This window comes from Pseudomonas sp. H11T01, assembly GCF_048515765.1.
Lineage (GTDB): Bacteria > Pseudomonadota > Gammaproteobacteria > Pseudomonadales > Pseudomonadaceae > Aquipseudomonas.
In genome coordinates this window covers 1-25,412 of sequence record NZ_JBLYED010000035.1, presented here as the reverse complement: position 1 = coordinate 25,412, position 25,412 = coordinate 1, and the positions used below count along the sequence as shown (strand labels likewise).

28 protein-coding genes are annotated in these 25,412 nt (G+C 57.7%); 26 read left to right on the top strand and 2 right to left on the bottom strand.

Translation table 11 applies throughout. The features are described 5' to 3' along the window. The first annotated feature begins 33 nt into the window (after positions 1-33). From ACN1C3_RS29730 to flhB, 26 genes are all read left to right on the top strand, one after another. Positions 34-885 (top strand): flagellin domain-containing protein, encoded by an 852-nt coding sequence (locus ACN1C3_RS29730; RefSeq protein ID WP_419119285.1) that lies wholly within the window; start codon positions 34-36, stop codon positions 883-885. 73 nt (positions 886-958) lie between these two features. Beyond that, the gene (locus tag ACN1C3_RS29725) at positions 959-1,309 is read left to right on the top strand and encodes a flagellar protein FlaG (protein ID WP_419119284.1); all 351 of its coding nucleotides are present in this window, start codon (positions 959-961) and stop codon (positions 1,307-1,309) included. A gap of 83 nt (positions 1,310-1,392) precedes the next feature. Beyond that, positions 1,393-2,838: a flagellar filament capping protein FliD gene (fliD, locus tag ACN1C3_RS29720; RefSeq protein ID WP_419119283.1), complete on the top strand. Its 1,446-nt coding sequence runs from the start codon at positions 1,393-1,395 to the stop codon at positions 2,836-2,838. A 129-nt stretch (positions 2,839-2,967) separates the two neighbouring features. Beyond that, entirely contained in the window at positions 2,968-3,363 is a 396-nt protein-coding gene (fliS, locus tag ACN1C3_RS29715; RefSeq protein ID WP_419119282.1) for a flagellar export chaperone FliS, read from the top strand. 10 nt (positions 3,364-3,373) lie between these two features. Beyond that, positions 3,374-3,670, top strand: a complete 297-nt coding sequence (locus ACN1C3_RS29710) for a flagellar protein FliT (protein ID WP_419119281.1) — start codon at positions 3,374-3,376, stop codon at positions 3,668-3,670. 170 nt (positions 3,671-3,840) lie between these two features. Further along, positions 3,841-5,316, top strand: coding sequence for a sigma-54 dependent transcriptional regulator (locus ACN1C3_RS29705; protein ID WP_419119280.1), 1,476 nt, complete (start codon positions 3,841-3,843; stop codon positions 5,314-5,316). Between the two features lie 128 nt (positions 5,317-5,444). Beyond that, complete coding sequence (locus ACN1C3_RS29700; RefSeq protein ID WP_419119323.1) at positions 5,445-6,650, top strand: sensor histidine kinase; 1,206 nt, start codon at positions 5,445-5,447, stop codon at positions 6,648-6,650. A gap of 17 nt (positions 6,651-6,667) precedes the next feature. Then, positions 6,668-8,071: a sigma-54-dependent transcriptional regulator gene (locus tag ACN1C3_RS29695; protein ID WP_419119322.1), complete on the top strand. Its 1,404-nt coding sequence runs from the start codon at positions 6,668-6,670 to the stop codon at positions 8,069-8,071. A 131-nt stretch (positions 8,072-8,202) separates the two neighbouring features. Then, positions 8,203-8,532: a flagellar hook-basal body complex protein FliE gene (fliE, locus tag ACN1C3_RS29690; RefSeq protein ID WP_419119279.1), complete on the top strand. Its 330-nt coding sequence runs from the start codon at positions 8,203-8,205 to the stop codon at positions 8,530-8,532. 14 nt (positions 8,533-8,546) lie between these two features. Further along, positions 8,547-10,328: a flagellar basal-body MS-ring/collar protein FliF gene (gene fliF / locus ACN1C3_RS29685; protein WP_419119278.1), complete on the top strand. Its 1,782-nt coding sequence runs from the start codon at positions 8,547-8,549 to the stop codon at positions 10,326-10,328. Beyond that, on the top strand, positions 10,321-11,340 hold the full coding sequence (gene fliG, locus ACN1C3_RS29680) for a flagellar motor switch protein FliG (RefSeq protein ID WP_419119277.1): 1,020 nt from the start codon (positions 10,321-10,323) through the stop codon (positions 11,338-11,340). Before fliF ends, fliG begins: the two co-directional genes overlap by 8 nt. A 12-nt stretch (positions 11,341-11,352) precedes the next feature. Continuing rightward, positions 11,353-12,147 (top strand): flagellar assembly protein FliH, encoded by a 795-nt coding sequence (fliH, locus tag ACN1C3_RS29675; RefSeq protein WP_419119276.1) that lies wholly within the window; start codon positions 11,353-11,355, stop codon positions 12,145-12,147. Then, entirely contained in the window at positions 12,137-13,495 is a 1,359-nt protein-coding gene (gene fliI / locus ACN1C3_RS29670; RefSeq protein ID WP_419119275.1) for a flagellar protein export ATPase FliI, read from the top strand. The genes fliH and fliI overlap by 11 nt, the downstream gene beginning before the upstream one ends. Positions 13,496-13,501: 6 nt before the next feature. Further along, entirely contained in the window at positions 13,502-13,951 is a 450-nt protein-coding gene (gene fliJ / locus ACN1C3_RS29665; protein ID WP_419119274.1) for a flagellar export protein FliJ, read from the top strand. Between the two features lie 86 nt (positions 13,952-14,037). After that, positions 14,038-14,337, top strand: a complete 300-nt coding sequence (locus tag ACN1C3_RS29660) for an STAS domain-containing protein (RefSeq protein ID WP_419119273.1) — start codon at positions 14,038-14,040, stop codon at positions 14,335-14,337. Positions 14,338-14,342: 5 nt separating this feature from the next. Continuing rightward, positions 14,343-16,049 carry an ATP-binding SpoIIE family protein phosphatase gene (locus ACN1C3_RS29655; RefSeq protein ID WP_419119272.1) on the top strand — a complete coding sequence of 569 codons (1,707 nt, stop codon included), beginning with the start codon at positions 14,343-14,345 and terminating at the stop codon, positions 16,047-16,049. Between the two features lie 30 nt (positions 16,050-16,079). Then, the gene (locus ACN1C3_RS29650; RefSeq protein ID WP_419119271.1) at positions 16,080-16,424 is read left to right on the top strand and encodes an Hpt domain-containing protein; all 345 of its coding nucleotides are present in this window, start codon (positions 16,080-16,082) and stop codon (positions 16,422-16,424) included. A gap of 107 nt (positions 16,425-16,531) precedes the next feature. Further along, positions 16,532-17,857: a flagellar hook-length control protein FliK gene (locus tag ACN1C3_RS29645; protein ID WP_419119270.1), complete on the top strand. Its 1,326-nt coding sequence runs from the start codon at positions 16,532-16,534 to the stop codon at positions 17,855-17,857. A gap of 251 nt (positions 17,858-18,108) precedes the next feature. Further along, on the top strand, positions 18,109-18,606 hold the full coding sequence (gene fliL / locus ACN1C3_RS29640; RefSeq protein WP_419119269.1) for a flagellar basal body-associated protein FliL: 498 nt from the start codon (positions 18,109-18,111) through the stop codon (positions 18,604-18,606). A 9-nt stretch (positions 18,607-18,615) separates the two neighbouring features. Further along, positions 18,616-19,584, top strand: a complete 969-nt coding sequence (fliM, locus tag ACN1C3_RS29635; RefSeq protein ID WP_419119268.1) for a flagellar motor switch protein FliM — start codon at positions 18,616-18,618, stop codon at positions 19,582-19,584. A gap of 58 nt (positions 19,585-19,642) precedes the next feature. Continuing rightward, positions 19,643-20,107 (top strand): flagellar motor switch protein FliN, encoded by a 465-nt coding sequence (gene fliN / locus ACN1C3_RS29630; protein ID WP_419119267.1) that lies wholly within the window; start codon positions 19,643-19,645, stop codon positions 20,105-20,107. After that, a complete protein-coding gene (fliO, locus tag ACN1C3_RS29625; RefSeq protein ID WP_419119266.1) occupies positions 20,108-20,542 on the top strand; it encodes a flagellar biosynthetic protein FliO in 435 nt (144 codons plus the stop codon). Further along, positions 20,542-21,291, top strand: coding sequence for a flagellar type III secretion system pore protein FliP (gene fliP / locus ACN1C3_RS29620; protein ID WP_419119265.1), 750 nt, complete (start codon positions 20,542-20,544; stop codon positions 21,289-21,291). Before fliO ends, fliP begins: the two co-directional genes overlap by 1 nt. Before the next feature lie 24 nt (positions 21,292-21,315). Continuing rightward, positions 21,316-21,585 carry a flagellar biosynthesis protein FliQ gene (fliQ, locus tag ACN1C3_RS29615; RefSeq protein WP_419119264.1) on the top strand — a complete coding sequence of 90 codons (270 nt, stop codon included), beginning with the start codon at positions 21,316-21,318 and terminating at the stop codon, positions 21,583-21,585. A 3-nt stretch (positions 21,586-21,588) separates the two neighbouring features. Then, positions 21,589-22,371: a flagellar biosynthetic protein FliR gene (gene fliR, locus ACN1C3_RS29610; protein ID WP_419119263.1), complete on the top strand. Its 783-nt coding sequence runs from the start codon at positions 21,589-21,591 to the stop codon at positions 22,369-22,371. A 3-nt stretch (positions 22,372-22,374) separates the two neighbouring features. Then, on the top strand, positions 22,375-23,511 hold the full coding sequence (gene flhB, locus ACN1C3_RS29605; RefSeq protein WP_419119262.1) for a flagellar biosynthesis protein FlhB: 1,137 nt from the start codon (positions 22,375-22,377) through the stop codon (positions 23,509-23,511). Positions 23,512-23,600: 89 nt separating this feature from the next. On the opposite strand, the gene ACN1C3_RS29600 is transcribed toward flhB, so the two are convergent. Then, positions 23,601-23,981 carry a DUF6124 family protein gene (locus ACN1C3_RS29600; protein ID WP_419119261.1) on the bottom strand — a complete coding sequence of 127 codons (381 nt, stop codon included), beginning with the start codon at positions 23,979-23,981 and terminating at the stop codon, positions 23,601-23,603. A gap of 496 nt (positions 23,982-24,477) precedes the next feature. Next, on the bottom strand, positions 24,478-25,412 hold a 935-nt coding region (locus ACN1C3_RS29595), incomplete at its 5' end, for an RHS repeat-associated core domain-containing protein (protein ID WP_419119260.1).

Genomic DNA, 25,412 nt, shown 5'->3' with positions numbered 1-25,412 from the left:
AAGCCGCAGTACCCATCCAATGAGGAACTCACCATGTCTTTAGGCGTAAACACTAACGTTGCTTCCCTGTCTGTTCAGAAGAACCTGAACAATGCCGCGAACGCTCTGTCTCAATCGATGACACGCCTGTCTTCCGGCTTGAAAATCAACAGCGCCAAAGACGACGCTGCCGGCCTGCAGATCGCTACCCGTATGAGCAGCCAGATCCGCGGTCAGACCGTAGCGATCAAAAACGCCAACGACGGCATTTCGATGGCTCAGACTGCTGAAGGCGCTCTGCAAGAGACCACCAACATTCTGCAACGTATGCGTGAACTGGCTGTTCAGGCACGTAACGGCACTAACGGCACCGCTGACCAGACTGCGACCAACGCAGAATTCACGCAGATGTCCGACGAGCTGACTCGTATTTCGCAAAGCACCAACCTGAACGGCAAAAACCTGCTGGACGGTTCCGCTGGCAGCATGACCCTGCAAGTGGGTTCCAACACCGGTACGGCCAACCAGATCACCCTGACCCTGAGCAGCAAGTTCGACGCCGTCAGCCTCTCCGTAGGTAGCGGTACCACTGTGCTGACCGGTGCCACCAGCGCCGCAGCTGGTTCCGCCATCGACGGCGCAATCACTGCAATCGACGCTGCAATCGCCTCCGTAGGTGCCACTCGTGCAGCCTTGGGTGCTTCGCAAAACCGTCTGACCAGCACCATCTCCAACCTGCAGAACGTCAACGAAAACGCCACCGCTGCACTGGGTCGCGTACAAGATACCGACTTCGCTGCGGAAACTGCTCAACTGACCAAGAACCAAACTCTGCAATCGGCTTCCACCGCTATTCTGGCGCAAGCCAACCAGCTGCCTAACGCAGTACTGAAGCTGCTTCAGTAATTTTGCAATGAGTTTTGGCGGGGGAGTGCGCTGGTCGTGCTCTTCCGCTTTTTTACTTTAGGAGGTGATGGACATGGATATGAGCGTAAAGCTGAACTTGTCTTACCCGGCCGTTAAACCGGTGAGCAGCACCACCGACAAGCCGGCTGAGGCGCCTCAGGCCGACAGCGTACTGGCTGTGGCTGGTAGTAAAGACTCCGATTCGGACAAGTTGAAAGCCGCCGTGCAGGAAATCGAAAAGTTCGTGCAGTCAATCAAGCGCAACCTGGAGTTTTCAATCGATGAAGCGTCCGGCAAGGTCGTTGTAAAAGTGATTGCCACTGCAACGGGTGAAGTGGTGCGACAGATCCCTTCCGAAGAGGCGCTGAAACTGGCGGACAGTTTGAATACAGCGAGCAATGTGTTGTTCGACGCGAAAGCCTGACAACTGGCATGAATAGTGTCTGTACGTTCTTTTGAAGGCAGTAGTGGTCAAAAGGCTGGCGACAGACTGAAAGGGAGAGGTGCATGGCAAGTCCAATTACAACGTCTACGGGGCTTGGCTCTGGCCTGGACATCAATTCGATCGTTACTGCATTGGTCAATGCCGACAAGTCGGCCAAGCAGGCGCAGATCGACACCCAGACAAAGCTCACTACGTCGAAGATCTCCGGTGTTGGTTCGTTGAAAAGTGCCCTGGCCGCTTATCAGGCCGCCATGGACAAGCTCAACAGCGCGACAAGTCCGGCTTTTGCGGGTTTTGCGGCGACCTCGTCAACCCCGGCAACCCTAACTGCAACCTCTGACAATACGGCGGTCAACGGTAGCTATAACGTTGTTGTCAAGAATCTGGCTACTAGTTCGAAAGTCGCCAGTGCTTCCTTTGCTGGCGGTGCTACCAGTGCCATTCCGACTGGTACCTTGCAAATCAGTCAAAATGGCACTGCCTACAGCGTCAGTATTCCGTCCGGTGCGACCTTGCAGTCAACCCGCGACGCGATCAACAGCACGATGAAAACCCAGGGCATCACGGCCAACATCGTCACGGACACCAATGGTTCGCGTCTGGTGATCGGCTCAACCACCACGGGCAAGGGCTCGGACCTTACGGTCAGTGGCATTGCCGGTCTGGCAATCGACGGCACGAAGATGATGGGCACCATTCCTGACCCTTCGAATCCAGGGGCTACCCTTCCTGATCCTGCCAGTGCCGGGACTATCGGCGCGTTGGCTACCGATGCGAGTCTCACAATCGATGGTCTGGCAGTGACCAGCAAGACCAATACCGTCAGTCAGGCGGTGGGTGGCTTGAGCATGACGCTGGTGGCGCCGGGTTCCTCTACGGTGACCGTGGCAACCAATACCACGGGTCTGCAGACCTCGATCCAGTCGTTTGTCGATGCCTATAACACGCTGGTGAAGACTGTTACCTCCTTGACCAAGGCCACTGCGGATGCGAATGGCAAGCTGACCGTCTCCGCCGCGATGACCGGGGACTCGATGCCTCGTTCGCTCATTGCTGATGTGCGTAATGTGCTGGTCACACCTGGGCCGGGGGGGCAGTTATCGGTGCTGTCGCAATTGGGTATCACGACTGATCAAAAGGCCGGCACGCTGAATTTCGACACGACCAAGTTCAACACGGCGATGACTGATAAGGCACTGGGTGGTCAGGTCCAGACGCTGTTTACCGGCACCAACAGTACCAATGGTCTACTGGCCCGGATGGGAACGGCGATCAAGCCCTACTTGCAGACAGGCGGCATTCTTGATCAGCGCAACAGCAGTCTGAGCAAGCAGAAAAGCGATCTGACCAGTCAGCAGGCGGCGCTGGATCTGCGGGTCACCAGTATGACGACCACTCTGACCGCCAAGTACAACGCCATGGACTTGTTGGTCGGGCAAATGAAGGCGACATCGACCAGCATTACCTCGTTCTTCAGCGCGTTGAATGCACAGAAGTCCAACGGTTAGACATGAACTGGCGCCAAAAACCCGGCTGCGTTTTTAGCGCGCCGGGTTTTTGCCTTTTGGATCTAAAGTTTTTTGACTCGTAGACGATACATTGGTTATACGAGCCCTTGAGTTGTGATGAGGTAGAACATGAATCCGATGTTAGCCCTTCGGCAATATCAGAAGGTTGGAGCGCAAGCCCAGACCTCCGAAGCCAGTCCGCACCGTTTGGTGCAGATGTTGATGGAAGGCGGGCTGGACCGTATTGCCCAGGCCAAAGGCGCCATGGAGCGCAATGACATTCCCGGTAAAGGTATGTTGATCAGTAAGGCTATCGGGATTATCGGTGGTTTGCGTGAAGGTCTGGATTTGGAGACCTCTGTCGAGTCCTTGGGGAATCTGGACAATCTCTATGTCTACATGATGAAGCGTCTCGCTGAGGCCAACATCAACACCGATCCAAAGATTCTCGACGAAGTCGCCGATTTGCTTCGCACAGTAAAAGATGGCTGGGATGCCATCGCTGTGCCAGGTCCGCAGTTCTAAGGAGATCACCATGAGTCTTGTGCTGCAGCGTATCGAAGAAACCCGTGAGGCCCTTGTAGGAGCCTTGGCCGAGCGTGACTGGGAGGCCATCGGCCAGCTGGACCTGGCATGCCGCGCCTGCATGGAAGATGTGCTCAGCGAGGCTCTGCTGGATGAGACGGCGTTGCGTAATAATCTGGAAGAGTTGCTGGGGGTTTACCGGCAATTACTGGAAACAGCGATGGGCGAGCGTCAGGCGATAGTCGACGAGATGTCGCAGATCCATCAAGCACAGAACGCGGCAAAGGTTTACCATCTGTTCGGTTAACCCCTTAGTTAATCCGAACGTGATGCGCCATAAATTTGACTGTGCACGTTTTTTTGACTTAACTAGTGGCTGATTACAGATTTCAGGCGTCTATCTGGCAGAAAATGCCTACAAGCGTCTAGCTTGCCCCGCATTTCGGGCATTGAGTTGACTAGGGAAGTTGCTATTGCATGTGGCGTGAAACCAAAATTCTGCTGATTGATGACGATAGCGTCCGTCGCCGCGACCTTGCGGTGATTTTAAATTTTCTTGGCGAAGAAAATTTACCCTGTGGTAGCCATGATTGGCAGCAGGCTGTTGGTTCCTTGTCATCGAGTCGTGAAGTAATCTGTGTCCTTATCGGGACCGTAAATGCTCCTGGCGCTGTTTTAGGTTTGTTAAAGACACTCTCAACCTGGGATGAGTTCCTTCCGGTTTTGTTAATGGGCGATATTTCTTCCGTTGACCTGCCTGAAGACCAGCGTCGTCGAGTGCTTTCCACGCTGGAAATGCCGCCCAGCTACAGCAAATTGCTGGATTCCCTGCATCGCGCTCAGGTCTATCGCGAGATGTACGATCAGGCCCGCGAGCGTGGTCGCCATCGCGAACCCAATCTTTTCCGCAGTCTTGTCGGCACCAGTCGGGCGATCCAGCATGTCCGCCAGATGATGCAGCAAGTGGCCGATACCGACGCCAGCGTGCTGATTCTTGGCGAGTCCGGTACCGGCAAGGAAGTGGTCGCACGCAACCTGCACTACCACTCCAAACGACGTGACGGGCCTTTCGTGCCAGTCAATTGCGGTGCTATCCCGGCCGAGTTGCTGGAAAGCGAATTGTTCGGCCATGAGAAGGGTGCTTTTACCGGAGCGATCACCAGTCGCGCCGGGCGCTTCGAGCTGGCTAACGGCGGTACGCTGTTCCTCGACGAGATCGGCGACATGCCATTGCCGATGCAGGTCAAGCTGCTGCGCGTATTGCAGGAGCGTACTTTCGAGCGCGTGGGCAGCAACAAGACCCAAAGCGTCGATGTTCGGATCATTGCCGCGACCCACAAAAACCTCGAAAGCATGATCGAGGTCGGCAGTTTCCGCGAAGACCTGTATTACCGCCTGAACGTATTCCCGATCGAAATGGCGCCGCTGCGCGAGCGCGTCGAAGACATTCCATTGCTGATGAACGAGTTGATCTCGCGCATGGAGCACGAGAAACGCGGTTCGATCCGCTTCAACTCGGCGGCAATCATGTCGCTGTGCCGTCACGGCTGGCCGGGCAACGTTCGCGAGCTGGCCAACCTGGTGGAACGCATGGCGATCATGCACCCGTATGGGGTGATCGGTGTGGTCGAGCTGCCGAAGAAATTCCGTTACGTGGACGATGAAGACGAGCAACTGGTCGACAGCCTGCGCAGCGATCTGGAAGAGCGGGTGGCCATCAATGGGCATACCCCGAACTTCGCTGCCACGGCGATGCTGCCGCCGGAGGGGCTGGACTTGAAGGACTACCTCGGTGGTCTGGAGCAAGGCTTGATTCAGCAAGCGCTGGATGATGCCAATGGCATCGTGGCTCGGGCTGCTGAACGTCTGCGTATTCGTCGCACCACACTGGTGGAGAAGATGCGTAAGTACGGCATGAGTCGTCGCGACGGTGATGAACAGGCGGATGATTGACGCCTGTTTTTTAACCCTCTGATTAATAGGCGGTTTTTTTTAGGCACGGGTATTGCTATAGCTCTCGCAACGTTCCGTTTAACTGACGGTCAGCCAAGCGAGAGAATACGATGCCTCAAGCCGCCCAGATGTCTCCTGTCCCACATGCTCAGGGACAATCGTCATCCGTAGAGCAGGCGAGCCGGCTTGGGCTTGAACAGGCTTTTGCTCTGTTCAACCAGATGTCGAGCCAACTGACCGATTCCTACAGCATGCTGGAAGCGCGAGTCACCGAGCTCAAGGGTGAGCTGGCGGTGGTCAGTGCTCAGCGCATGGAGGAGTTGGCCGAAAAAGAACGCTTGGCCAACCGCCTGCAAAACCTCCTTGATCTGTTGCCCGGTGGCGTCATCGTCATCGATGCGCAAGGCATGGTCCGCGAAGCCAATCCGGCGGCCCGTGAGTTGCTCGGCCTGCCGCTGGTGGGTGAGCTCTGGCGTCGGGTGATCGCCCGCTGCTTCGCCCCCCGTGAAGACGACGGTCATGAAATTTCCCTGAAAGATGGTCGACGGTTGTCGATTGCCACTCGTTCGCTGGATGCCGAGCCGGGGCAGTTGGTGCTGCTCAACGACCTGACTGAAACCCGTCATTTGCAAGATCAGCTTGCCCGTCATGAGCGCTTGTCGTCCCTGGGGCGGATGGTCGCTTCGCTGGCACACCAGATTCGCACACCGCTCTCGGCTGCATTGCTTTACGCCAGTCATTTAACTGAGCAGGAGCTGCCGGTTGCTACTGCGCAACGCTTTGCCGGACGCTTGAAAGAGCGTTTGCACGAGTTGGAGCATCAGGTGCGCGACATGTTGGTGTTTGCCCGTGGTGAACTGCCGCTGACTGATCGCGTGACCCCCAAAGCCTTGATGCAGTCGCTGCAAGCAGCTGCGCTGACCCATGTTCAGGACCTGCCGGTGCGCTGGCAGTGCGATAGCCATGCCGGAGAGTTGCTGTGCAACCGCGACACGCTGGTGGGGGCCGTGCTCAATCTGATTGAAAACGCCATTCAGGCCAGCGCCGGTATTGTCTGTTTGAAGGTGCATCTCTATACCCGTGAAAACACGTTGCGGCTGTGCGTCAGTGACAGCGGCAGCGGTATCGATGCGACCGTGCTAACCCGATTGGGCGAGCCATTTTTCACCACCAAAACGACGGGGACCGGCCTGGGCCTGACCGTGGTCAAGGCGGTGGCGCGTGCTCATCAAGGAGAATTGCTGCTGCGCTCGCGGCCGGGCCGCGGCACGTGTGCGCTAGTGATTTTGCCGCTTTTTTCTGGTGAGCAGTCCAGCGTTCAAGGAGTGGCATGAAGGTCATGGCGGTCAAGGTGTTGTTGAAGGTATTGCTGGTCGAGGATGATCGTGCCCTGCGTGAAGCCTTGGCGGATACGCTGTTGCTGGCCGGGCATGACTACACGGCCGTCGGCTCGGCAGAGGAAGCGCTGGAGGCGGTCGCCGCCCAAGCGTTCAATCTGGTGGTCAGCGACGTGAACATGCCGGGTATGGACGGGCATCAACTACTCGGCGTGTTGCGTGCGCGTCAGCCGCAATTGCCGGTGTTGTTGATGACGGCTCACGGTGCGGTCGAACGGGCGGTAGATGCCATGCGCCAGGGGGCGGCTGATTATCTGGTCAAACCGTTCGAGCCTAAGGCGTTGCTCGATCTGGTCGCGCGCCATGCCCTGGGGTGTCTGGGGGCGGCGCAGGACGAAGGTCCGGTGGCGTTCGAGCCCGCCAGTGCGCAGTTGCTTGAGTTGGCGGCGCGGGTTGCTCGAAGTGATTCCACGGTGTTGATCTCTGGCGAGTCCGGCACGGGTAAGGAAGTGCTGGCGCGATACATCCATCAGCATTCCCATCGCGCCAGTCAGCCGTTTATCGCCATCAACTGCGCGGCGATTCCCGACAACATGCTTGAGGCCACCTTGTTCGGCCACGAGAAGGGGTCGTTCACCGGTGCCATTGCGTCTCAGGCCGGTAAATTCGAGCAGGCCGATGGCGGCACTATCCTGCTCGACGAAATCTCCGAAATGCCGCTGGGGCTGCAGGCCAAACTATTGCGTGTATTGCAGGAGCGCGAGGTTGAACGCGTCGGTGCGCGTAAGCCGATCGCTCTGGATATCCGCGTGGTTGCGACCACCAACCGCGATCTGGCGGGCGAAGTGGCAGCGGGGCGCTTTCGTGAAGATCTTTACTATCGGCTATCGGTGTTTCCGCTGGCCTGGCGTCCGTTGCGCGAGCGCACCGCCGATATCCTGCCGCTGGCCGAGCTCCTGCTGACCAAGCACGTCAATAAAATGAAGCATGCCGCTGCGCGGTTGTCGGCCGAAGCTCAGGCTTGCCTGATCGGCTATCCGTGGCCAGGTAACGTGCGTGAACTGGATAACGCGATCCAGCGTGCGCTGATTTTGCAGCAAGGCGGATTGATTCAGCCTCAGGATTTTTGTCTGGCGGGACCGGTGGCCTGTGCGCCGCTTCCGGTCTTGGGTGTGCCCAGTCAGCCGCAGGTGCGAGGCATGCCGGTGGAAATGGAGCAGGGTGAGTCGGCAGGCGCGCTGGGCGATGACCTGCGTCGTCGCGAGTTTCAGATGATCATCGATACCCTGCGTTCCGAGCGTGGTCGCCGCAAAGAAGCGGCCGAGCGCCTGGGCATCAGTCCACGGACGTTGCGCTACAAACTGGCGCAAATGCGCGATGCCGGAATGGATGTCGAGGCTTATTTGTTCGCGACTTGACTCGTTTGCAAGCAAAAGCCAGGACCGGCTTTTTGTTCAGAATTGGCATGGAGCTGGCACCCTTGTTGCTAACACCTCACTACCCGCTGCGTGAGTGTCAAAAAATTGCGGGTCGCCAGAGAGAGTAGACCATGAGCCAAGGTATTGAATTTAATCGATTGATGTTGGACATGCGTTCCATGCAGATGGATGCCATGGCTCAACCTAAATCGGCTGTCGCAGTGCCGGAAATGGGCGGCAGCAGTTTCTCCGACATGCTCGGGCAGGCCGTCAACAAGGTCAACGACACTCAGCAGGCATCGAACCAGTTATCCAGCGCTTTCGAAATCGGCAAGAGCGGTGTCGATCTGACGGATGTGATGATTTCCTCCCAGAAGGCCAGCGTCTCTTTCCAGGCGTTGACCCAGGTGCGTAACAAGCTGGTTCAGGCGTACCAAGACATCATGCAGATGCCAGTTTAAGGAAGAATTGAGTCATGGCAGAAGCAGTCGCCAATAACCTTCCGGCCAAGGCCACCCCAACAGACGGTAAACCGCCGCTGTTCGGTTTGTCTTTTCTGGAAAACCTCTCCGAGATGACCATGTTGCGTCAGGTCGGCCTTATGGTCGGTCTGGCAGCGAGCGTGGCGATTGGTTTTGCCGTGGTGTTGTGGTCCCAACAGCCCGATTACCGGCCGCTGTACGGCAGCCTTGCCGGTATGGACGCCAAGCAGGTCATGGATACCCTGGCCTCTGCAGACATCCCTTACACCGTTGAGCCTAACTCCGGTGCCTTGCTGGTCAAGGCTGATGATTTACCACGGGCGCGACTCAAACTTGCCGCTGCCGGTGTGACTCCACGCGACGGCAATATCGGTTTTGAAATCCTCGACAAGGACCAGGGCCTGGGAACCAGCCAGTTCATGGAAGCGACCCGTTATCGTCGCGGCCTTGAAGGCGAATTGGCGCGAACCATTTCCAGCCTGAACAACGTCAAGGGTGCCCGCGTGCATCTGGCGATACCGAAAACTTCGGTTTTCGTGCGCGATGAGCGCAAGCCCAGTGCTTCGGTACTGGTTGAGCTGTATTCCGGTCGATCTCTGGAACCGGGTCAGGTCGTGGCCATCATCAATCTGGTGGCGACCAGCGTTCCCGAATTGAGCAAGTCGCAGATCACCGTGGTCGATCAGAAGGGCACTTTGCTCTCCGACCAGGCGGAAAACTCCGAACTGACCATGGCCGGCAAGCAATTTGATTACAGCCGCCGCATGGAAAGCATGCTGACTCAGCGTGTGCACAACATTCTGCAGCCGGTGCTGGGCAACGACCGCTATAAAGCCGAAGTGTCTGCTGACGTGGACTTCAGTGCCGTCGAATCGACTTCCGAACAGTTCAACCCGGATCAACCGGCATTGCGCAGTGAGCAGTCGACTTCCGAGCAACGCACCGCCAGCAATGGTCCGCAAGGCGTTCCGGGTGCCCTGAGCAACCAGCCGCCTTCTCCGGCCTCCGCGCCGCAAACCACCGGTGGCGCTACCGCGTCCGCCGGCATGGTGCAACCAGGCCAGCCGTTGCTCGATGCCAACGGCCAGCAGATCATGGATCCGGCCACCGGTCAGCCGATGCTGGCGCCTTACCCGGCGGACAAGCGTCAACAATCCACCAAGAACTTCGAGCTTGATCGCTCCATCAGCCACACCAAGCAGCAGCAGGGGCGTTTGAATCGCCTGTCGGTTGCGGTGGTGGTCGATGATCAGGTCAAGGTCAACGCGGCCAATGGCGAAACCACTCGCGCGCCATGGAGCGCCGATGAATTGGCGCGCTTCACTCGCCTGGTGCAGGACGCTGTCGGTTTCGACGCCAGCCGTGGCGACAGTGTCAGCGTGATCAATGTGCCGTTCTCCGCTGAGCGCGGTGAAGTGATCGCCGAAATTCCGTTCTACTCCCAGCCATGGTTCTGGGACATCGTGAAACAGATGCTCGGGGTGTTGTTCATCCTGGTGCTGGTGTTCGGTGTGCTGCGTCCGGTGCTCAACAACATCACGGGCAAAGGCAAGCAGTTGGCCGGCATTGGCAGCGACGTCGAGCTGGGCGGCATGGGCGGTCTGGATGGCGAACTGGCCAACGACCGCGTCAGCCTCGGTGGCCCGCAAAGCATCCTGCTGCCTAGTCCGAGCGAAGGCTATGACGCACAGTTGAACGCAATCAAGAGTCTGGTGGCAGAAGATCCGGGTCGCGTGGCTCAGGTCGTGAAAGAGTGGATTAACGCAGATGAGTGATAACCGAGCTGTCGCCGCCAAACTTTCCCGAGTCGACAAAGCCGCGATTTTGCTGCTGTCCCTGGGTTCAACCGACGCCGCGCAGGTCCTGCGGCACATGGGACCCAAAGAGGTCCAGCGTGTCGGCGTGGCCATGGCGCAGATGGGCAACGTGCACCGCGAGCAGGTCGAGCAGGTAATGAGCGAGTTCGTCGAGATCGTCGGCGATCAGACCAGTCTCGGCGTGGGTTCCGATGACTATGTACGCAAGATGCTCACTCAGGCGCTGGGCGAAGACAAAGCCAACGGCCTGATCGACCGGATCCTGCTGGGCGGCAACACCAGTGGTCTCGACAGTCTCAAGTGGATGGAGCCGCGTGCGGTGGCGGACGTGATTCGTTTCGAGCACCCGCAAATCCAGGCCATCGTTGTGGCTTACCTGGATCCGGATCAGGCCGGTGAAGTCCTCGGCAACTTCGACCACAAGGTGCGGCTGGACATCATTTTGCGGGTTTCGTCGCTGAATACCGTGCAGCCGGCAGCCCTGAAAGAACTGAACCAGATTCTCGAGAAGCAATTCTCCGGCAACTCCAACGCTGCGCGCACCAATCTGGGTGGTATCAAGCGTGCAGCCGACATCATGAACTTCCTCGACAGTTCGATCGAAGGTCAGCTGATGGACTCGATCCGCGAAGTCGACGAAGACCTGTCCGGTCAGATCGAAGACCTCATGTTCGTGTTCAACAACTTGTCCGATGTCGACGACCGCGGTATTCAGGCGTTGCTGCGCGAGGTCTCCTCGGACGTGTTGGTGCTGGCCCTCAAAGGCTCAGACGAAGGCGTCAAAGAGAAGATCTTCAAGAACATGTCCAAACGGGCGGCCGAACTGCTGCGCGACGACCTCGAGGCCAAGGGCCCGGTGCGTGTCAGCGATGTGGAAACTGCACAGAAAGAAATCCTCACCATTGCCCGCCGTATGGCCGAAGCCGGAGAAATTGTTCTCGGCGGGAAGGGCGGCGAAGAGATGATCTAAGGTCACTATGTCATGTCGTCAAAAAATGATGAGTCCCCCAGCGACCTGATCCGTGCGCGAGACGTCGGTGGTTTCGACGTCTGGTCGCTGCCCAGTTTCGACCCGCATCAGCCGGAGCCTGAGCCCGAGCCGGTAGAAGAACCGCCGGAGATGGAAGAAGTGCCGCTGGAAGAAGTCCAGCCCCTGACCCTGGAAGAGCTCGAAAGCATCCGCCAGGAGGCTTATAACGAAGGCTTCGCTACGGGCGAGAAAGAGGGCTTTCACAGCACGACGCTCAAGGTTCGACAGGAAGCTGAAGTCGCGTTGAGTGCCAAGCTGGCCAGCCTTGAGCTGCTGATGGGCAACCTCTTCGAGCCCATTGCCGATCAGGATTCGCAGATCGAGAAATCCATGGTCGGGCTGGTCGAGCACATCACTCGTCAGGTGATTCAGCGCGAATTGGCCATCGACTCGACGCAGATCGAAAAAGTCATGCGCGAAGCGTTGAAGCTGCTGCCGCTGGACGCTGAGAACGTGCGTCTCTTTATCAATCCGCAGGATTTCGATCAGGTCAAAGCCCTGCGCGAGCGTCATGAAGAAAAATGGCGGATTGTTGAAGACGCCGCGTTGTTGCCCGGTGGTTTGCGGGTTGAAACCGCCCACAGCCGCATCGATGCAACCATCGAAACCCGTATTACCCAAGTCATGGCCAAACTCTTCGATCAGTTGCACGAACAGGCTTTGCATCCGGCTGCGGCTGATCTGAGCGTCGAGCTTACTGTTGCCAAGAAGCCTCACCTCGAACTGGACACTGCGGATGCGCCTTGAGCGAACCAGTTTCGGCAAGCGCCTGAGCAGCTACGCCGACGCCACTGAGCTCGCGGGGCAGCCGATCCTTGAAGGGCGTTTGCTGCGCATGGTCGGCTTGACCCTTGAAGCTGAAGGCTTGCGCGCAGCCATGGGCAGTCGCTGTGTGGTGATCAACGACGACAGCTATCACCCAGTGCAGGTTGAGGCAGAAGTCATGGGCTTCTCCGGCAACAAAATCTTTCTGATGCCGGTGGGCAGTGTCGCTGGCATTGCGCCGGGTGCACGGGTCGTTCCGTTGGCTGATACCGGTCGTTTGCCAATGGGCATGAGCATGCTCGGGCGGGTGCTCGATGGCGCCGGGCGAGCGCTCGATGGCAAGGGTGGTATGAAAGCCGAAGACTGGGTGCCAATGGACGGGCCGACCATCAACCCGCTCAAGCGCAACCCCATCAGCCAACCGCTGGACGTTGGTATTCGCAGCATCAACGGATTATTGACGGTGGGTCGTGGTCAGCGTCTCGGGCTGTTTGCCGGTACCGGCGTCGGCAAGAGTGTGCTGCTGGGCATGATGACCCGCTTTACCGAGGCCGACATCATTGTCGTCGGGCTGATCGGCGAGCGGGGGCGCGAAGTTAAAGAGTTCATCGAGCATATCCTCGGTGAAGAAGGCCTCAAGCGCTCGGTGGTGGTCGCATCACCCGCGGACGACGCACCGTTGATGCGTCTGCGTGCGGCCATGTACTGCACGCGCATTGCCGAATACTTTCGCGACAAGGGCAAGAATGTCCTGTTGCTGATGGATTCCCTGACCCGTTTCGCCCAGGCCCAGCGGGAAATCGCCTTGGCCATCGGTGAGCCGCCGGCGACCAAGGGTTATCCGCCTTCAGTGTTCGCCAAATTGCCGAAACTGGTGGAGCGCGCGGGTAACGCCGAAGCGGGCGGTGGTTCGATCACCGCGTTCTATACCGTGCTTTCCGAAGGCGACGACCAGCAGGATCCGATCGCCGACGCGGCGCGGGGCGTGCTTGACGGGCATATCGTGCTGTCGCGGCGCCTGGCTGAGGAAGGTCATTACCCAGCCATCGACATCGAGGCGTCCATCAGTCGGGTCATGCCTTCGGTGGTCACTGCGGAACATATGAAGCGCGCGCAACATTTCAAGCAACTCTGGTCGCGTTACCAGCAAAGTCGCGACTTGATCAGCGTTGGCGCTTATGTGCCTGGCGGTGACCGGGAAACCGACACGGCCATCGCCTTGCAACCGTCGATGGTCACCTATCTTCGCCAGGGCTTGAACGACAACATCAGCATGGGCGAGAGCGAGGCACATCTGGCGTCGGTGTTTGCTCCTGCGGCCGGCGGTTAAGTCGTCATGGCCCAGAGCCGTGCGGCGCGCCTGGCGCCAGTGGTCAACATGGCTGAAAGCGCCGAGCGCACGGCCGCCCAGCGTCTGGGACACTTTCAGGGGCAGGTCCGCCTGGCGGAGAGCAAACTGGGCGACCTGGAGCGCTTTCGTGCCGAATATCAGCAGCAATGGATCGACCGTGGCAGTCACGGGGTGTCCGGGCAATGGCTGATGAATTACCAGCACTTCCTCAATCAACTGGAAACTGCCGTCGGCCAGCAGCGGCAAAGCCTTGCCTGGCACCAGAACAACCTCAACAAGGCGCGAGAAACCTGGCAGCAGGCCTATGCGCGGGTCGAGGGGTTGCGCAAGCTGGTTCAGCGCTATATCGATGAGGCGCGCCAACTCGAAGACAAGCGCGAGCAGAAGCTGCTGGATGAGTTATCTCAGCGCTTGCCGCGTCAGGATCAGTATTGATCTTATATTTCCGGTTTTGCCGGTTGCTCATGGGCGTGCAGGGTGCTAAACCTTGTACACGTTGCCAATGACAAGGAAGCATTATCATGTCGGTTGTATCTGAAGTTTCGCAGGACGGGCAAAAGTTGACGATCTCGATCAAAGGTCGTTTTGATTTCGGCAAGCATCAGGAGTTTTGCAACTCCTACAAGGATTACAAACCCAACTCTGTTGTGGTGGATTTGAAAGAAGCCACCTACCTCGACAGTTCGGCGTTGGGCATGCTGTTACTGCTGCGAGATCATGCCGGTGGGGAAGAGTCCGAGATCAGCGTTATCAACAGCTCAATGGACGTGCGCAAGATTCTCGCCATCTCCAACTTCGACAAGCTCTTCGACATCACTTGATAGGCATGCAGTCGGTGTCCGAACCACTGACGGTGTTGATCGCTGAAGACAGTGCAGCCGATCGTATGCTGCTGTCGACTATCGTCCGTCGCCAGGGCCATGAAGTGCTGACTGCCAGCAACGGCGCCGAGGCGGTGGCGTTGTTCGAGCGCCAGCGCCCGCAACTGGTATTGATGGACGCCATGATGCCGGTCATGGACGGTTTCGAGGCGGCGCGGCAGATCAAGCAATTGGCTGGCGAAACCCTGGTGCCGATCATCTTTCTGACATCCCTGACCGAAAGCGAAGCCCTGGCTCGCTGCCTGGAAGCAGGCGGCGACGACTTTCTGGCCAAACCCTATAACCAGGTGATCCTGGCGGCCAAGATCAAGGCGATGGACCGTTTGCGTCGTTTGCAGGCAACGGTCCTGCAACAGCGCGACCAGATTGCCAGGCACCACGACTACTTGCTCAACGAGCAACGGGTCGCCAAGGCGGTATTCGACAAGGTGGCGCATTCCGGCTGCCTGAATGCGCCGAATATCCGCTACCTGCAATCACCTTATGCGTTATTCAACGGCGACTTGCTGTTGGCAGCGTTTACCCCCGGCGGCGACATGCACATTCTGCTGGGCGACTTCACCGGCCACGGTTTGCCGGCTGCGGTGGGGGCCATGCCGTTGGCGGAGGTCTTCTATGGCATGACGGCCAAGGGCTATGGCCTGTCGGAAACCTTGCGTGAGATGAATGCCAAGCTCAAGCGAATCCTGCCTGTGGATATGTTCTGCTGCGCGACCCTGCTGTGCCTGAGCTTCCAGCGCCGGGCAGTCGAGGTCTGGAATGGCGGGATGCCGGATGGCTATTTACATTGCATCGCGACGGGCGAACGTACGCCGCTGCTGTCGCGGCATCTACCCTTGGGTGTGTTGAGTGCGCAAGCCTTCGATGACGGGACCGAAGTCTTCCCTATGGCGCTTGGAGACCGGATCTTTTTGCTGTCGGATGGTGTAATCGATACCTGTGACGCCAATGAACAACTATTTGGTGTTGATCGATTAGAGCGGGTATTTGCTGCCAATCAACATCCAGCCAAGCTGTTCGAGGAGATCGAGCAAGCACTGAAGGATTTTCGCGGTGAGGCGCGCGACGATGTCAGCATGGTCGAGGTGACTTTGCTGGAGTCGGCACAGCTCAATCCTCCAGCGATGGTTTACTCTGACAGTGGTCAGTCCAGCCCTCTGGATTGGTCAGTGAGTTTCGAGTTCCGCGCGGCCACGCTCAAGCGTTACAACCCCCTGCCATATTTACTGCAGTTGTTACTTGAAGTGCATGGTCTGCGGGCGCAAAGCGGAGCGCTCTACAGTGTGATGGCCGAGCTTTATTCCAATGCCCTGGAGCACGGCGTGTTGGGGCTGGATTCAAGCCTGAAGTGCGATGCCCGAGGCTTTGCGCAGTTCTATAAGCAACGCAGCGCGCGCCTGACCGAGCTTGAAGACGGCTACGTGCGGGTGCATTTACACGTAGAGCCACGAGGCGAGGGCGGATGCCTGGTGGTTCGGGTGGAGGACAGTGGTGCAGGCTTTGATGTGCAGCGAGTGATGGCCAGGCCCATCGATGCCGACAAATTGTCTGGGCGTGGCGTCAGCCTGATTCGTCAGTTGAGCCGCAGTGCCAGTTGGTCCGACGATGGTCGCAGTGCCCGCGTGGAATTTTCATGGGAGGCTCTGGCATAATCCGCGAATTCTTGATCAAGGAGCGAACAAGTGGCTGAAGTTCATCTGGACCACGATGTGCTGAGTGCATTGCGCGAAGTCATGGAGGATGAGTATCCGGTCCTGCTGGATACCTTTCTTGCAGACTCGGAGGCGCGCTTGAGCCAATTGCATCATGCCGTCAATGCTTTCGAGCTGGGCATGGTGGCCCATAGCTTCAAAGGCAGCAGCAGCAACATGGGCGCTATCCGTCTTGCCGAACTGTGCAATCAACTTGAGCAGCGAGCCAAAGAACCGTCGCTTGGCGGTATCGAAAAACTGGTAGCAGAGATTGACAGTGAATTTGCCATCGTTCGCCCTCTGTACAAGGAGGAGCGCGAGCGTTTCCATTGCTGATAAACCGCCGTCTGGCTGTTTTTGATGTTGGCGAGCCTGTCTGGCTCGACCTTTGCAGTGCTGTCCTCCAACTGTGCCTACGATCCCAGTGCAGCGGAGACCGTTCTATGCCCCTTACCCCAAACATGCTTCTTCAGGCCGCGTCGAAGGCCAAGACCCCGGCCGTTCCTGCCAGTACCCCGGCAGTCGTTGCCGGGCCTGGGGATAAGGCTTCAGGCTTTGCTCAGATCTATGCCAAAGAGTCGCAGAGCAAGCCTGCTGCGCCAGGTGAGGGATCGGCCAAGCCAGTGCGTGACAAGGCCGCGGATAACGCCAGCAAGAAGGACGCGGTCAGTGATAACGCTGCCGCCCCGGAACCGGCAGTTGCCGATAGCGGCAAATCCTTGCCTGCCGATAAAACTGGCGCCGCAGACGACAAGCTTGCCAGCGACAATGCGCCCGTCACCGATACGCCGGTGGCCGACAGCGTTCCAGTCGATCCGACGCTGGACCCGGCTATGATGCAAGCGGTGCAGCCGGTCGTGCCAGTACCCGGGCCCGAAGCGCCGCCAACGGTTGCTGCAGTACAGCCGCAAGTTGAGGCGACCCTCGCTGCGGCGGGGACTGCCAAGGCGGCGGTAGTAGAGCTCGAATTTGACCCCGAGGCCGATCCGCTCGATGCGCTGCCGGCAGTGCGCCTGGCGCTTGAGCAAAGCGGGCATGTTTCGGCTTCCAGTCAGGCTCAGAGCAAGGCCGCGCCAGCTCAGACTGATCTAACTCAGGCACAGAGTTTTGCCAACGACATGGCTGCCATGGTTGATCTGCAAGCGGATAAAGACAGCACCGATCAGGGCGGAGACAAGGCGTTCAGCGGTTTGATCGATGACGGCCTGAAAGACCTGAAAAATGCCTCCAGTGATACCCGTGTCGATGACTTCGCCAGCCGTCTGGCGGCGCTGACCCAGGCGGCAACGCCGAAGACCGCCAATGCGCTGCCGGTGAATCAGCCGTTGGCCATGCATCAGAGCGGCTGGACCGAAGAGGTGGTCAATCGGGTCATGTACCTGTCCAGTGCCAATCTCAAATCCGCCGATATTCAGCTGCAGCCGGCAGAGCTGGGGCGTCTGGATATTCGCGTGAACATGGCGGCGGATCAGCAGACTCAAGTGACCTTCATGAGCGGTCACGCCGTTGTGCGTGAGGCGCTGGAAGGGCAGATGCATCGCCTGCGCGACATGTTCGCCGAGCAGGGCATGGGCCAGGTCGACGTCAATGTCTCCGATCAATCCCGTGGCTGGCAGGGTCAGCAACAGGCTCAGCAAGGACAGAACCGCAGTGGTGGCAATGGCGAACGGCTGGATTCGGGCGACGATGAGCTGCCGATGAGTGTGGCTGACGTCGCTGCCAGCACTACCAGTGTCGTGGGGTCCAGTGCGGTGGACTATTACGCCTGATCTAGCGCAGATCCTTGTGGGAGCGGGCTTGCTCGCGATGAACGATGACGCGGTTTTTCTGATAAACCTCGGTGGCTGCATCGCGAGCAAGCCCGCTCCCACATTAGATTCATGATATTTCGTAGATCGCGTTCGCTTAATTGTGATTCACGTATAAATCAGAGCTGACCCCCTCCCGACAACTCTGGCATAACACTTGCTCTTGCCTTGCCGTGCGACTGTGAAAACCCGAATAGTGACGGATTATTGGCATGGCGAAGAGCGAAGCAGTGAAAGACCCCGCCGGGAAAGGCAAACTCAAGCTCATTCTCCTGATTGTTCTGGCTTTGCTGCTGGTCATCGGTGTGTCAATCGGGGCGACCTGGTACGTCATGCACAGTGCCAAGAGCAAGCCTGAACCGACTTCGGATGTGGTCAGCAACGTCAAACCTGCTGCGATCTATGAGGCAATGGCTCCAGCCTTCGTCGCCAACTTCAACCAGAACGGTCGTCAGCGCTACATGCAGGTGAGTATCACGATGCTTGCGCGTAACCAGGCTGATCTGGATGCACTGAAAGTCCACATGCCGGTGATCCGCAATAACCTGGTCATGCTCTTTTCCGGACAGAGCTTCGACACTCTGGCGACCCCGGTCGGCCAGGAGATGCTGCGCCAGAAAGCGACTGCCAGCGTGCAGGAAGTGGCGCAGAAAGAAGTTGGCAAAGTGGTGGTCGAGCAGTTGCTCTTTACTAACTTCGTACTGCAGTAGGAACACGACATGGCCGTGCAGGACCTGCTGTCCCAGGATGAAATCGATGCACTGTTGCATGGTGTCGACGATGGTCTGGTACAGACCGACAACGTTGCCGAGCCCGGCAGTGTCAAAAGCTATGACCTGACCAGTCAGGATCGCATCGTCCGCGGGCGCATGCCGACCCTGGAAATGATCAACGAGCGTTTTGCCCGCTACACCCGCATCAGCATGTTCAACATGTTGCGTCGTTCGGCAGACGTTGCCGTCGGTGGCGTGCAGGTCATGAAGTTCGGCGAGTACGTGCACTCGCTGTATGTACCGACCAGTCTCAATCTAGTCAAAATCAAGCCGTTGCGCGGCACCGCGTTGTTCATCCTCGACGCCAAGCTGGTGTTCAAACTGGTGGATAACTTCTTCGGCGGTGACGGTCGTCACGCGAAGATCGAAGGGCGTGAGTTCACTCCGACCGAGTTGCGCGTGGTGCGAATGGTGCTGGAACAGGCCTTCATCGACTTGAAGGAAGCCTGGCAGGCGATCATGGAAGTGAACTTTGAGTACATCAACTCGGAAGTGAACCCGGCCATGGCCAACATCGTCGGCCCGAGTGAAGCCGTCGTGGTCTCGACCTTTCACATCGAACTCGATGGCGGTGGCGGCGATCTGCACGTGACCATGCCGTACTCGATGGTTGAGCCGGTCCGGGAAATGCTCGATGCCGGCTTTCAGTCGGACCTCGATGACCAGGATGAACGCTGGATCAATGCCTTGCGCCAGGACGTGCTGGACGTCGATGTGCCGCTGAGCGCCACGGTCGCGCGTCGTCAGTTGCGTCTGCGGGACATCCTGCACATGCAGCCCGGTGATGTGATCCCGGTGGAACTGCCGGAAGAATTGATCATGCGCGCCAACGGCGTGCCGGCCTTCAGGGTCAAACTGGGTTCCCACAAGGGCAACCTGGCGCTGCAAGTAATTGAGCCGATCGTGCGCCGTTAAGCGGTGCGCAAACCCATTCGCTTTTGTTAAATGATTTTTTGCCCGCCGAGGACAACTGATGGCTAATAACGATGTAATTTCCCCGGATGATCAGGCCTTGGCTGATGAGTGGGCTGCTGCTCTGGGAGAATCCGGTGATGCCAGTCAGGACGATATCGACGCCTTGCTGGCCGCCGATGCGGCCTCAGGTTCCGCTTCCAACCGTCTGCCCATGGAAGAGTTCGGCAGCGTGCCGAAGAATAACGAACCGGTCACTCTCGACGGTCCGAACCTGGACGTGATTCTGGATATTCCGGTATCGATTTCCATGGAGGTCGGTAGCACCGATATCAACATCCGCAACCTGCTGCAGCTGAACCAGGGGTCGGTGATCGAGCTTGATCGTCTGGCCGGTGAACCACTGGACGTGCTGGTCAACGGCACGCTGATCGCTCACGGCGAAGTGGTGGTGGTCAACGAGAAGTTCGGCATTCGCCTGACGGACGTGATCAGCCCTAGCGAACGTATCAAGAAGCTGCGCTAAGTGAAAAAGTTCTTCGGCGTACTGCTGGCCTTGCCGTTCAGCGTGCTGGCGGCCGAACCGCTGGCTCAGGCTGCGGCACCGGTCGCCAGCAGCGGTGTGGCTGGGCAACTGACTCAGTTGGTGTTGGGCTTGTTGCTGGTGCTGGGTTTGATCTTCTTTTTGGCCTGGCTGTTGCGCCGGGTTCAGCAGGCCGGACCTGCAGGCAAAGGGCAGGTGATTGAACTGATCGGCTCGCGCGCTCTCGGGCCTCGGGATCGTCTGGTACTGGTGCAAGTCGGCAGCGAGCAGATTCTGCTGGGGCTGTCGCCGGGCACCATCACCGCGTTGCATGTGCTCAAGGAGCCGGTGCACGTGCCCAGCGCCGAGAAAGCGACACCCGAGTTTGCCCAGCGCCTGATGGAGCTGTTGGGCAAGGATCAGAAGGATAAGAAGTAATGCCTTTGCGCATCATGTTGACGCTGCTTCTGATGCTGGCGGCGCCGCTGGCGTTCGCTGCCGATCCGTTGTCGATCCCGGCGATCACCCTGGGCACCAACGCCAACGGGGCGCAAGAATACTCGGTCAGCCTGCAAATTCTGCTGATCATGACGGCGCTGAGCTTCATTCCCGCGTTCGTCATGCTGATGACCAGCTTCACTCGGATCATCATCGTGTTCTCGATTCTGCGTCAGGCCCTGGGCCTGCAGCAGACGCCGTCGAACCAGATCCTCACCGGCATGGCGCTGTTTCTGACCATGTTCATCATGGCGCCGGTGTTCGATCGGGTGAATCAGGACGCCTTGCAGCCTTATCTGGCCGAAAAACTCACGGCCCAGGACGCAGTGGTCAAAGCGCAAGTGCCGATCAAGGACTTCATGCTGGCTCAGACCCGCAGCAGCGATCTGGAGCTGTTCATGCGTTTGTCCAAGCGCACCGACATTGCCACTCCGGATCAGGCACCCTTGACCATTCTGGTCCCGGCCTTCGTCATTTCCGAGCTGAAAACTGCGTTCCAGATCGGCTTCATGATCTTCATCCCGTTCCTGATCATCGACCTGGTGGTGGCCAGTGTGCTGATGGCCATGGGCATGATGATGCTCTCGCCGCTGATCATTTCCCTGCCGTTCAAGATCATGTTGTTCGTGCTAGTGGATGGTTGGGCGTTGATTGTCGGCACCCTGGCGAGCAGTTTTGGTGGCGTTTGAAACCTTGTTGGCGGGTGGCGCGTTATGACTCCTGAAGTTGCAGTAGACCTGTTCCGTGACGCGTTGTGGCTGACCACGATGATGGTCGCAGTGTTGGTTATTCCGAGTCTGTTGGTGGGATTGCTGGTGGCGATGTTTCAGGCCGCGACCCAGATCAACGAACAGACCCTGAGCTTCCTGCCGCGTCTGTTGGTGATGCTGATCACGCTGATCGTCGCCGGACCCTGGCTGGTGCAAACCTTTATGGAATACATCCTGCGGCTGTACGGCAGTATTCCGCAGTTGATTGGCTAAACCATGTCGATGCTTGCGCTGACGGACACTCAGATCAGCACCTGGGTGGCGAGCTTCATGTTGCCGATGTTTCGCATCACCGCCGTACTGATGACCATGCCGATCTTCGGCACGACACTGGTGCCCAGGCGCATTCGTCTTTATTTCGCCCTGGCGATCACCGTGGCAGTCGTGCCGGCATTGCCGCCAATGCCGCAGGTGCATGCGCTGGACCTTAGTGCGCTGATGCTGATTGCTGAGCAGATCATTATCGGTGCGCTGTTGGGGTTCTCCTTGCAGCTGTTTTTCCAGGCCTTTGTCGTGGCCGGTCAGATCATCTCGATCCAGATGGGCATGGGCTTCGCGTCCATGGTGGACCCCACTAACGGCGTGTCGGCAGCGGTGATCGGGCAATTTTTGACGATGCTGGTGTCACTGCTGTTTCTGGCGATGAACGGCCATCTGGTGGTGCTTGAAGTCCTGATTGAAAGCTTCACGACCCTGCCAGTGGGCAGCGCGACCCTGGTCAATCATTTCTGGGAGTTGGCGGGCAAGCTCGGTTGGGTATTTGGCGCGGCCATGCTCTTGGTGCTGCCGGCGATCACCGCGTTGCTGGTGGTGAACATCGCCTTTGGCATCATGACTCGGGCGGCGCCGCAGCTGAACATCTTCTCCGTCGGCTTTCCGCTGATCCTGGTACTGGGCATGGTGATTTTCTGGATCGGCATGGCGGACATTCTCAATCAGTATCAGCCGCTGGCCACCGAAGCCTTGCAGTTTTTACGCGAACTGGCACAGGCGCGCTGAGCGATGGCAGAGAGCGAAAGCGGTCAGGACAAAACAGAAGACCCCACGGAAAAGCGCAAGCAGGACTCTCGGGAAAAGGGCGAGGTAGCCCGATCCAAAGAGCTCAATACCCTGGCGGTGATGTTGGCCGGGGCCGGTGGACTGCTGATCTACGGCGGCGCCCTGGCGCAGGATTTGCTGGAAATCATGCGGCTGAATTTCTCCCTGCCTCGCGAGGTGCTGCTTAATAACGGTTCCATGATTCAGTACTTGCTGCACTCCGGGAAGATTGCGCTGATGGCGGTCCAGCCGATTCTGACCGTCCTGTTGATCGCGGCAGTTCTGGGGCCGATATCCCTGGGTGGGTGGTTGTTCGCGGGCAGTAGCCTGGCACCCAAATTCAGCCGGATGAACCCGGCCAGCGGGCTCAAACGGATGTTTTCCAGCACCGCGCTGATCGAGCTACTCAAGGCCTTTGCGAAGTTTCTGATTGTGTTGTGTGTGGCGCTGTCGGTGTTGTCCTCGGATATCGACGATCTGTTGCGCATCGCCCATGAACCGCTCGAGCAAGCGATCATCCACAGCGTGCAAGTCGTCGGTTGGAGCACCTTGTGGATTGCCTGCGGGTTGCTGGTGATTGCTGCGGTGGATGTGCCGGTGCAGCTCTACCAAAGCCATAAAAAGCTGCTGATGACCAAGCAGGAAATCCGCGACGAACACAAAGATCAGGAAGGCCGACCGGAGGTCAAACAACGGATCCGTCAGCTGCAACGCGAGATGTCCCAGCGACGGATGATGGCGGCGATTCCCGAGGCGGACGTAGTCATCACCAACCCGACTCACTACGCCGTGGCCCTCAAGTACGACCCGGAGAAGGGCAATGCGCCAGTGCTGCTGGCCAAGGGCAGCGATTTCCTGGCCTTGAAAATTCGCGAAGTCGCCGTGGCCAATAACGTGTTGCTGCTCGAATCGCCGGCGCTGGCGCGTTCGATTTACTACTCCACCGAACTTGAACAGGAAATCCCGGCGGGGCTGTATCTGGCGGTGGCGCAGGTGTTGGCGTATGTCTATCAGATTCGGCAGCACCGCGCGGGTAAGGGCAAGCGGCCTGATCCGTTGAAGGATCTGCCGATTCCGCTGGATTTGCGGCGCGATTCTTGACAGTTGCGGTGATAGTTCCGGCCCCATCGCGAGCAAGCTCGCGATGAACGATAACCGGGTCTACCTGACGAAATCCTTATGGCCTGACCCTATGCTCCCAGTGGCTTCACCGGATTTTCGTTATCCAGCGCCTTTTCGATCAGCAGCAAGCCCAGTTCCAGCATTTGATGGATGGCCAGGGCGAGGTTGCGGTCTTTGCCTTCGAGGTCATCGGAAAGGTCCAGGGTCAGGGTGGTGGCTGAGCTGAAAGTTTCGTAGGTGTAGGCCAGCAAGGCTTGGGTGTTGATGTCGGCGGCGACGGTGAAAATCTGGAGGGGGCGGTTTTCGCTGGAGCGCGGCCTGGTCGATGAGGGCGGGTTCAGGTAGTGATCGAGGGCGCGATGGGCCGAATCGTGGAGCTTTTTCGAGTCGAAGGATTTGTAGGGGGAGACGTTTTCGGTTTCAGGCGGATCGGGGGTGACTTTGATCATGGTGAAGCTCCATTCAATCGTCTGGAGTTCGCCGCTACTGCGACCAAGCAGAAGGGTGGCGAACTGTACGCAGGTTGGTCGACCAGGGAATGGAAACCCGGCAGGGCCTAAGCCCTCCCGCGCACAGCTCGCCATAAAGCAAGCACAAAAAAACCGCTTGCGCGGCACTGTGCGCCATTCTAAACCCGGGCGACCAAACCCGATCGCTGATTTTGCAACGACCCGCGAAGATTATCCGTCGACCTTCGTCAAAGCAAGCCTCAAAGGCTGTCGGAAAATTCTTGATTGTATTGTCCGCTCTTGAAGGTTGTTGGCAGTGCCGGCCACATCGCGGGCAAGCCTCGTTCCTACGTTGGATTAGTGCCTGTTGCAGCAAGTGAATCTGTCCTTTTTTTGTTTTTTCGTATTCAGGAAAAAAGGGGAAAGGAAAAAATCCACGGCCCCTTTTTTGCTTCTTTGCTGTCCCCTTTTTTGACTGTCTCCTTTTTTGAAAGGCTCAAGGGCTTGGTGTTCTGAGAGAAGTTACCCTCCTGGAAAAAACTGGCATCATATTGAAAGCAGTAGCTATTAAACCAAGGCTGGTATCCGGGGAATACGTTTCGGATAGTACGCCATTAGGCGATACTGGAACTGTGGAGATGAGACTGGACGAGCTAGCTGCACGTGATGGAACTACATATACAGGGTAAACCGTCCGTATATTCATCATATCTATAGGGCGAGCAGCCATCGCTATATGCCTCATAGTGGAATCATTGTACGGGGGGCGTAAGCGTTCGTTATTATCTAATGCATATTCCAAACTGGGGCGGTTGGGAGGCGTTACGTTAATAGACGGAGCTACGGGTGACGAGGTGGTGGGAGGTTGCATAGGTTTAACCTCCATTACAGGTATAGATAGATTTTTTCGTGGTGCTCCATCAATCATCAATGTTCCATTTGTATTTTGGGAAAGTATAATTCGGGGAGGCACTTTTCTTTTTACTCGACTCGCCCACTTTGACACCATGGACAGCAAGGTAAATGGTGAAACCGCCTGTCCCGTCTGATCCGTCCAATTTATCGGATCTCCCAAACAATATGCATACGAATTCAACCCACCCTTACCAAACGGACTCAATCTATCCGGACTATTAAATCGCATCAACACCGGATTAAACGCCCGATACCCATTTCCCAACAAATAATGCCCCGTCACCGAATCCGGTCGTTCGCCGTTGAAGCCCAACAAACTGGTCAAGCCACTTTCGGCGGGGCGGTGTCCGTAGGGGGAGTAGGCGATGGCTTTGGGCGTGTTGGCGTTGACGGTATGCAGCACCGAGCGTTGTTGATCGGTGGCCAGTAACGTGGCGTCAAGTGCATCGCCTTGGCGCTGTTGTTGCGCCAGCAGTTGGTCGCCGTGTTGGACTATCGAATACTGCAACGCACCCT

Excerpts from the sequence above, each read along its gene's own strand:
- ACN1C3_RS29730 (WP_419119285.1), top strand. The coding sequence starts at position 34 with ATGTCTTTAGGCGTAAACACTAACGTTGCTTCCCTGTCTGTTCAGAAG.
- ACN1C3_RS29725 (WP_419119284.1), top strand. The coding sequence starts at position 959 with ATGGATATGAGCGTAAAGCTGAACTTGTCTTACCCGGCCGTTAAACCG.
- fliD (WP_419119283.1), top strand. The coding sequence starts at position 1,393 with ATGGCAAGTCCAATTACAACGTCTACGGGGCTTGGCTCTGGCCTGGAC.
- fliS (WP_419119282.1), top strand. The coding sequence starts at position 2,968 with ATGAATCCGATGTTAGCCCTTCGGCAATATCAGAAGGTTGGAGCGCAA.
- ACN1C3_RS29710 (WP_419119281.1), top strand. The coding sequence starts at position 3,374 with ATGAGTCTTGTGCTGCAGCGTATCGAAGAAACCCGTGAGGCCCTTGTA.
- ACN1C3_RS29705 (WP_419119280.1), top strand. The coding sequence starts at position 3,841 with ATGTGGCGTGAAACCAAAATTCTGCTGATTGATGACGATAGCGTCCGT.
- ACN1C3_RS29700 (WP_419119323.1), top strand. The coding sequence starts at position 5,445 with ATGTCTCCTGTCCCACATGCTCAGGGACAATCGTCATCCGTAGAGCAG.
- fliE (WP_419119279.1), top strand. The coding sequence starts at position 8,203 with ATGAGCCAAGGTATTGAATTTAATCGATTGATGTTGGACATGCGTTCC.
- fliF (WP_419119278.1), top strand. The coding sequence starts at position 8,547 with ATGGCAGAAGCAGTCGCCAATAACCTTCCGGCCAAGGCCACCCCAACA.
- fliG (WP_419119277.1), top strand. The coding sequence starts at position 10,321 with ATGAGTGATAACCGAGCTGTCGCCGCCAAACTTTCCCGAGTCGACAAA.
- fliH (WP_419119276.1), top strand. The coding sequence starts at position 11,353 with ATGTCGTCAAAAAATGATGAGTCCCCCAGCGACCTGATCCGTGCGCGA.
- fliI (WP_419119275.1), top strand. The coding sequence starts at position 12,137 with ATGCGCCTTGAGCGAACCAGTTTCGGCAAGCGCCTGAGCAGCTACGCC.
- fliJ (WP_419119274.1), top strand. The coding sequence starts at position 13,502 with ATGGCCCAGAGCCGTGCGGCGCGCCTGGCGCCAGTGGTCAACATGGCT.
- ACN1C3_RS29660 (WP_419119273.1), top strand. The coding sequence starts at position 14,038 with ATGTCGGTTGTATCTGAAGTTTCGCAGGACGGGCAAAAGTTGACGATC.
- ACN1C3_RS29655 (WP_419119272.1), top strand. The coding sequence starts at position 14,343 with ATGCAGTCGGTGTCCGAACCACTGACGGTGTTGATCGCTGAAGACAGT.
- ACN1C3_RS29645 (WP_419119270.1), top strand. The coding sequence starts at position 16,532 with ATGCCCCTTACCCCAAACATGCTTCTTCAGGCCGCGTCGAAGGCCAAG.
- fliL (WP_419119269.1), top strand. The coding sequence starts at position 18,109 with ATGGCGAAGAGCGAAGCAGTGAAAGACCCCGCCGGGAAAGGCAAACTC.
- fliM (WP_419119268.1), top strand. The coding sequence starts at position 18,616 with ATGGCCGTGCAGGACCTGCTGTCCCAGGATGAAATCGATGCACTGTTG.
- fliN (WP_419119267.1), top strand. The coding sequence starts at position 19,643 with ATGGCTAATAACGATGTAATTTCCCCGGATGATCAGGCCTTGGCTGAT.
- fliP (WP_419119265.1), top strand. The coding sequence starts at position 20,542 with ATGCCTTTGCGCATCATGTTGACGCTGCTTCTGATGCTGGCGGCGCCG.
- fliQ (WP_419119264.1), top strand. The coding sequence starts at position 21,316 with ATGACTCCTGAAGTTGCAGTAGACCTGTTCCGTGACGCGTTGTGGCTG.
- fliR (WP_419119263.1), top strand. The coding sequence starts at position 21,589 with ATGTCGATGCTTGCGCTGACGGACACTCAGATCAGCACCTGGGTGGCG.
- flhB (WP_419119262.1), top strand. The coding sequence starts at position 22,375 with ATGGCAGAGAGCGAAAGCGGTCAGGACAAAACAGAAGACCCCACGGAA.
- ACN1C3_RS29600 (WP_419119261.1), bottom strand. The coding sequence starts at position 23,981 with ATGATCAAAGTCACCCCCGATCCGCCTGAAACCGAAAACGTCTCCCCC.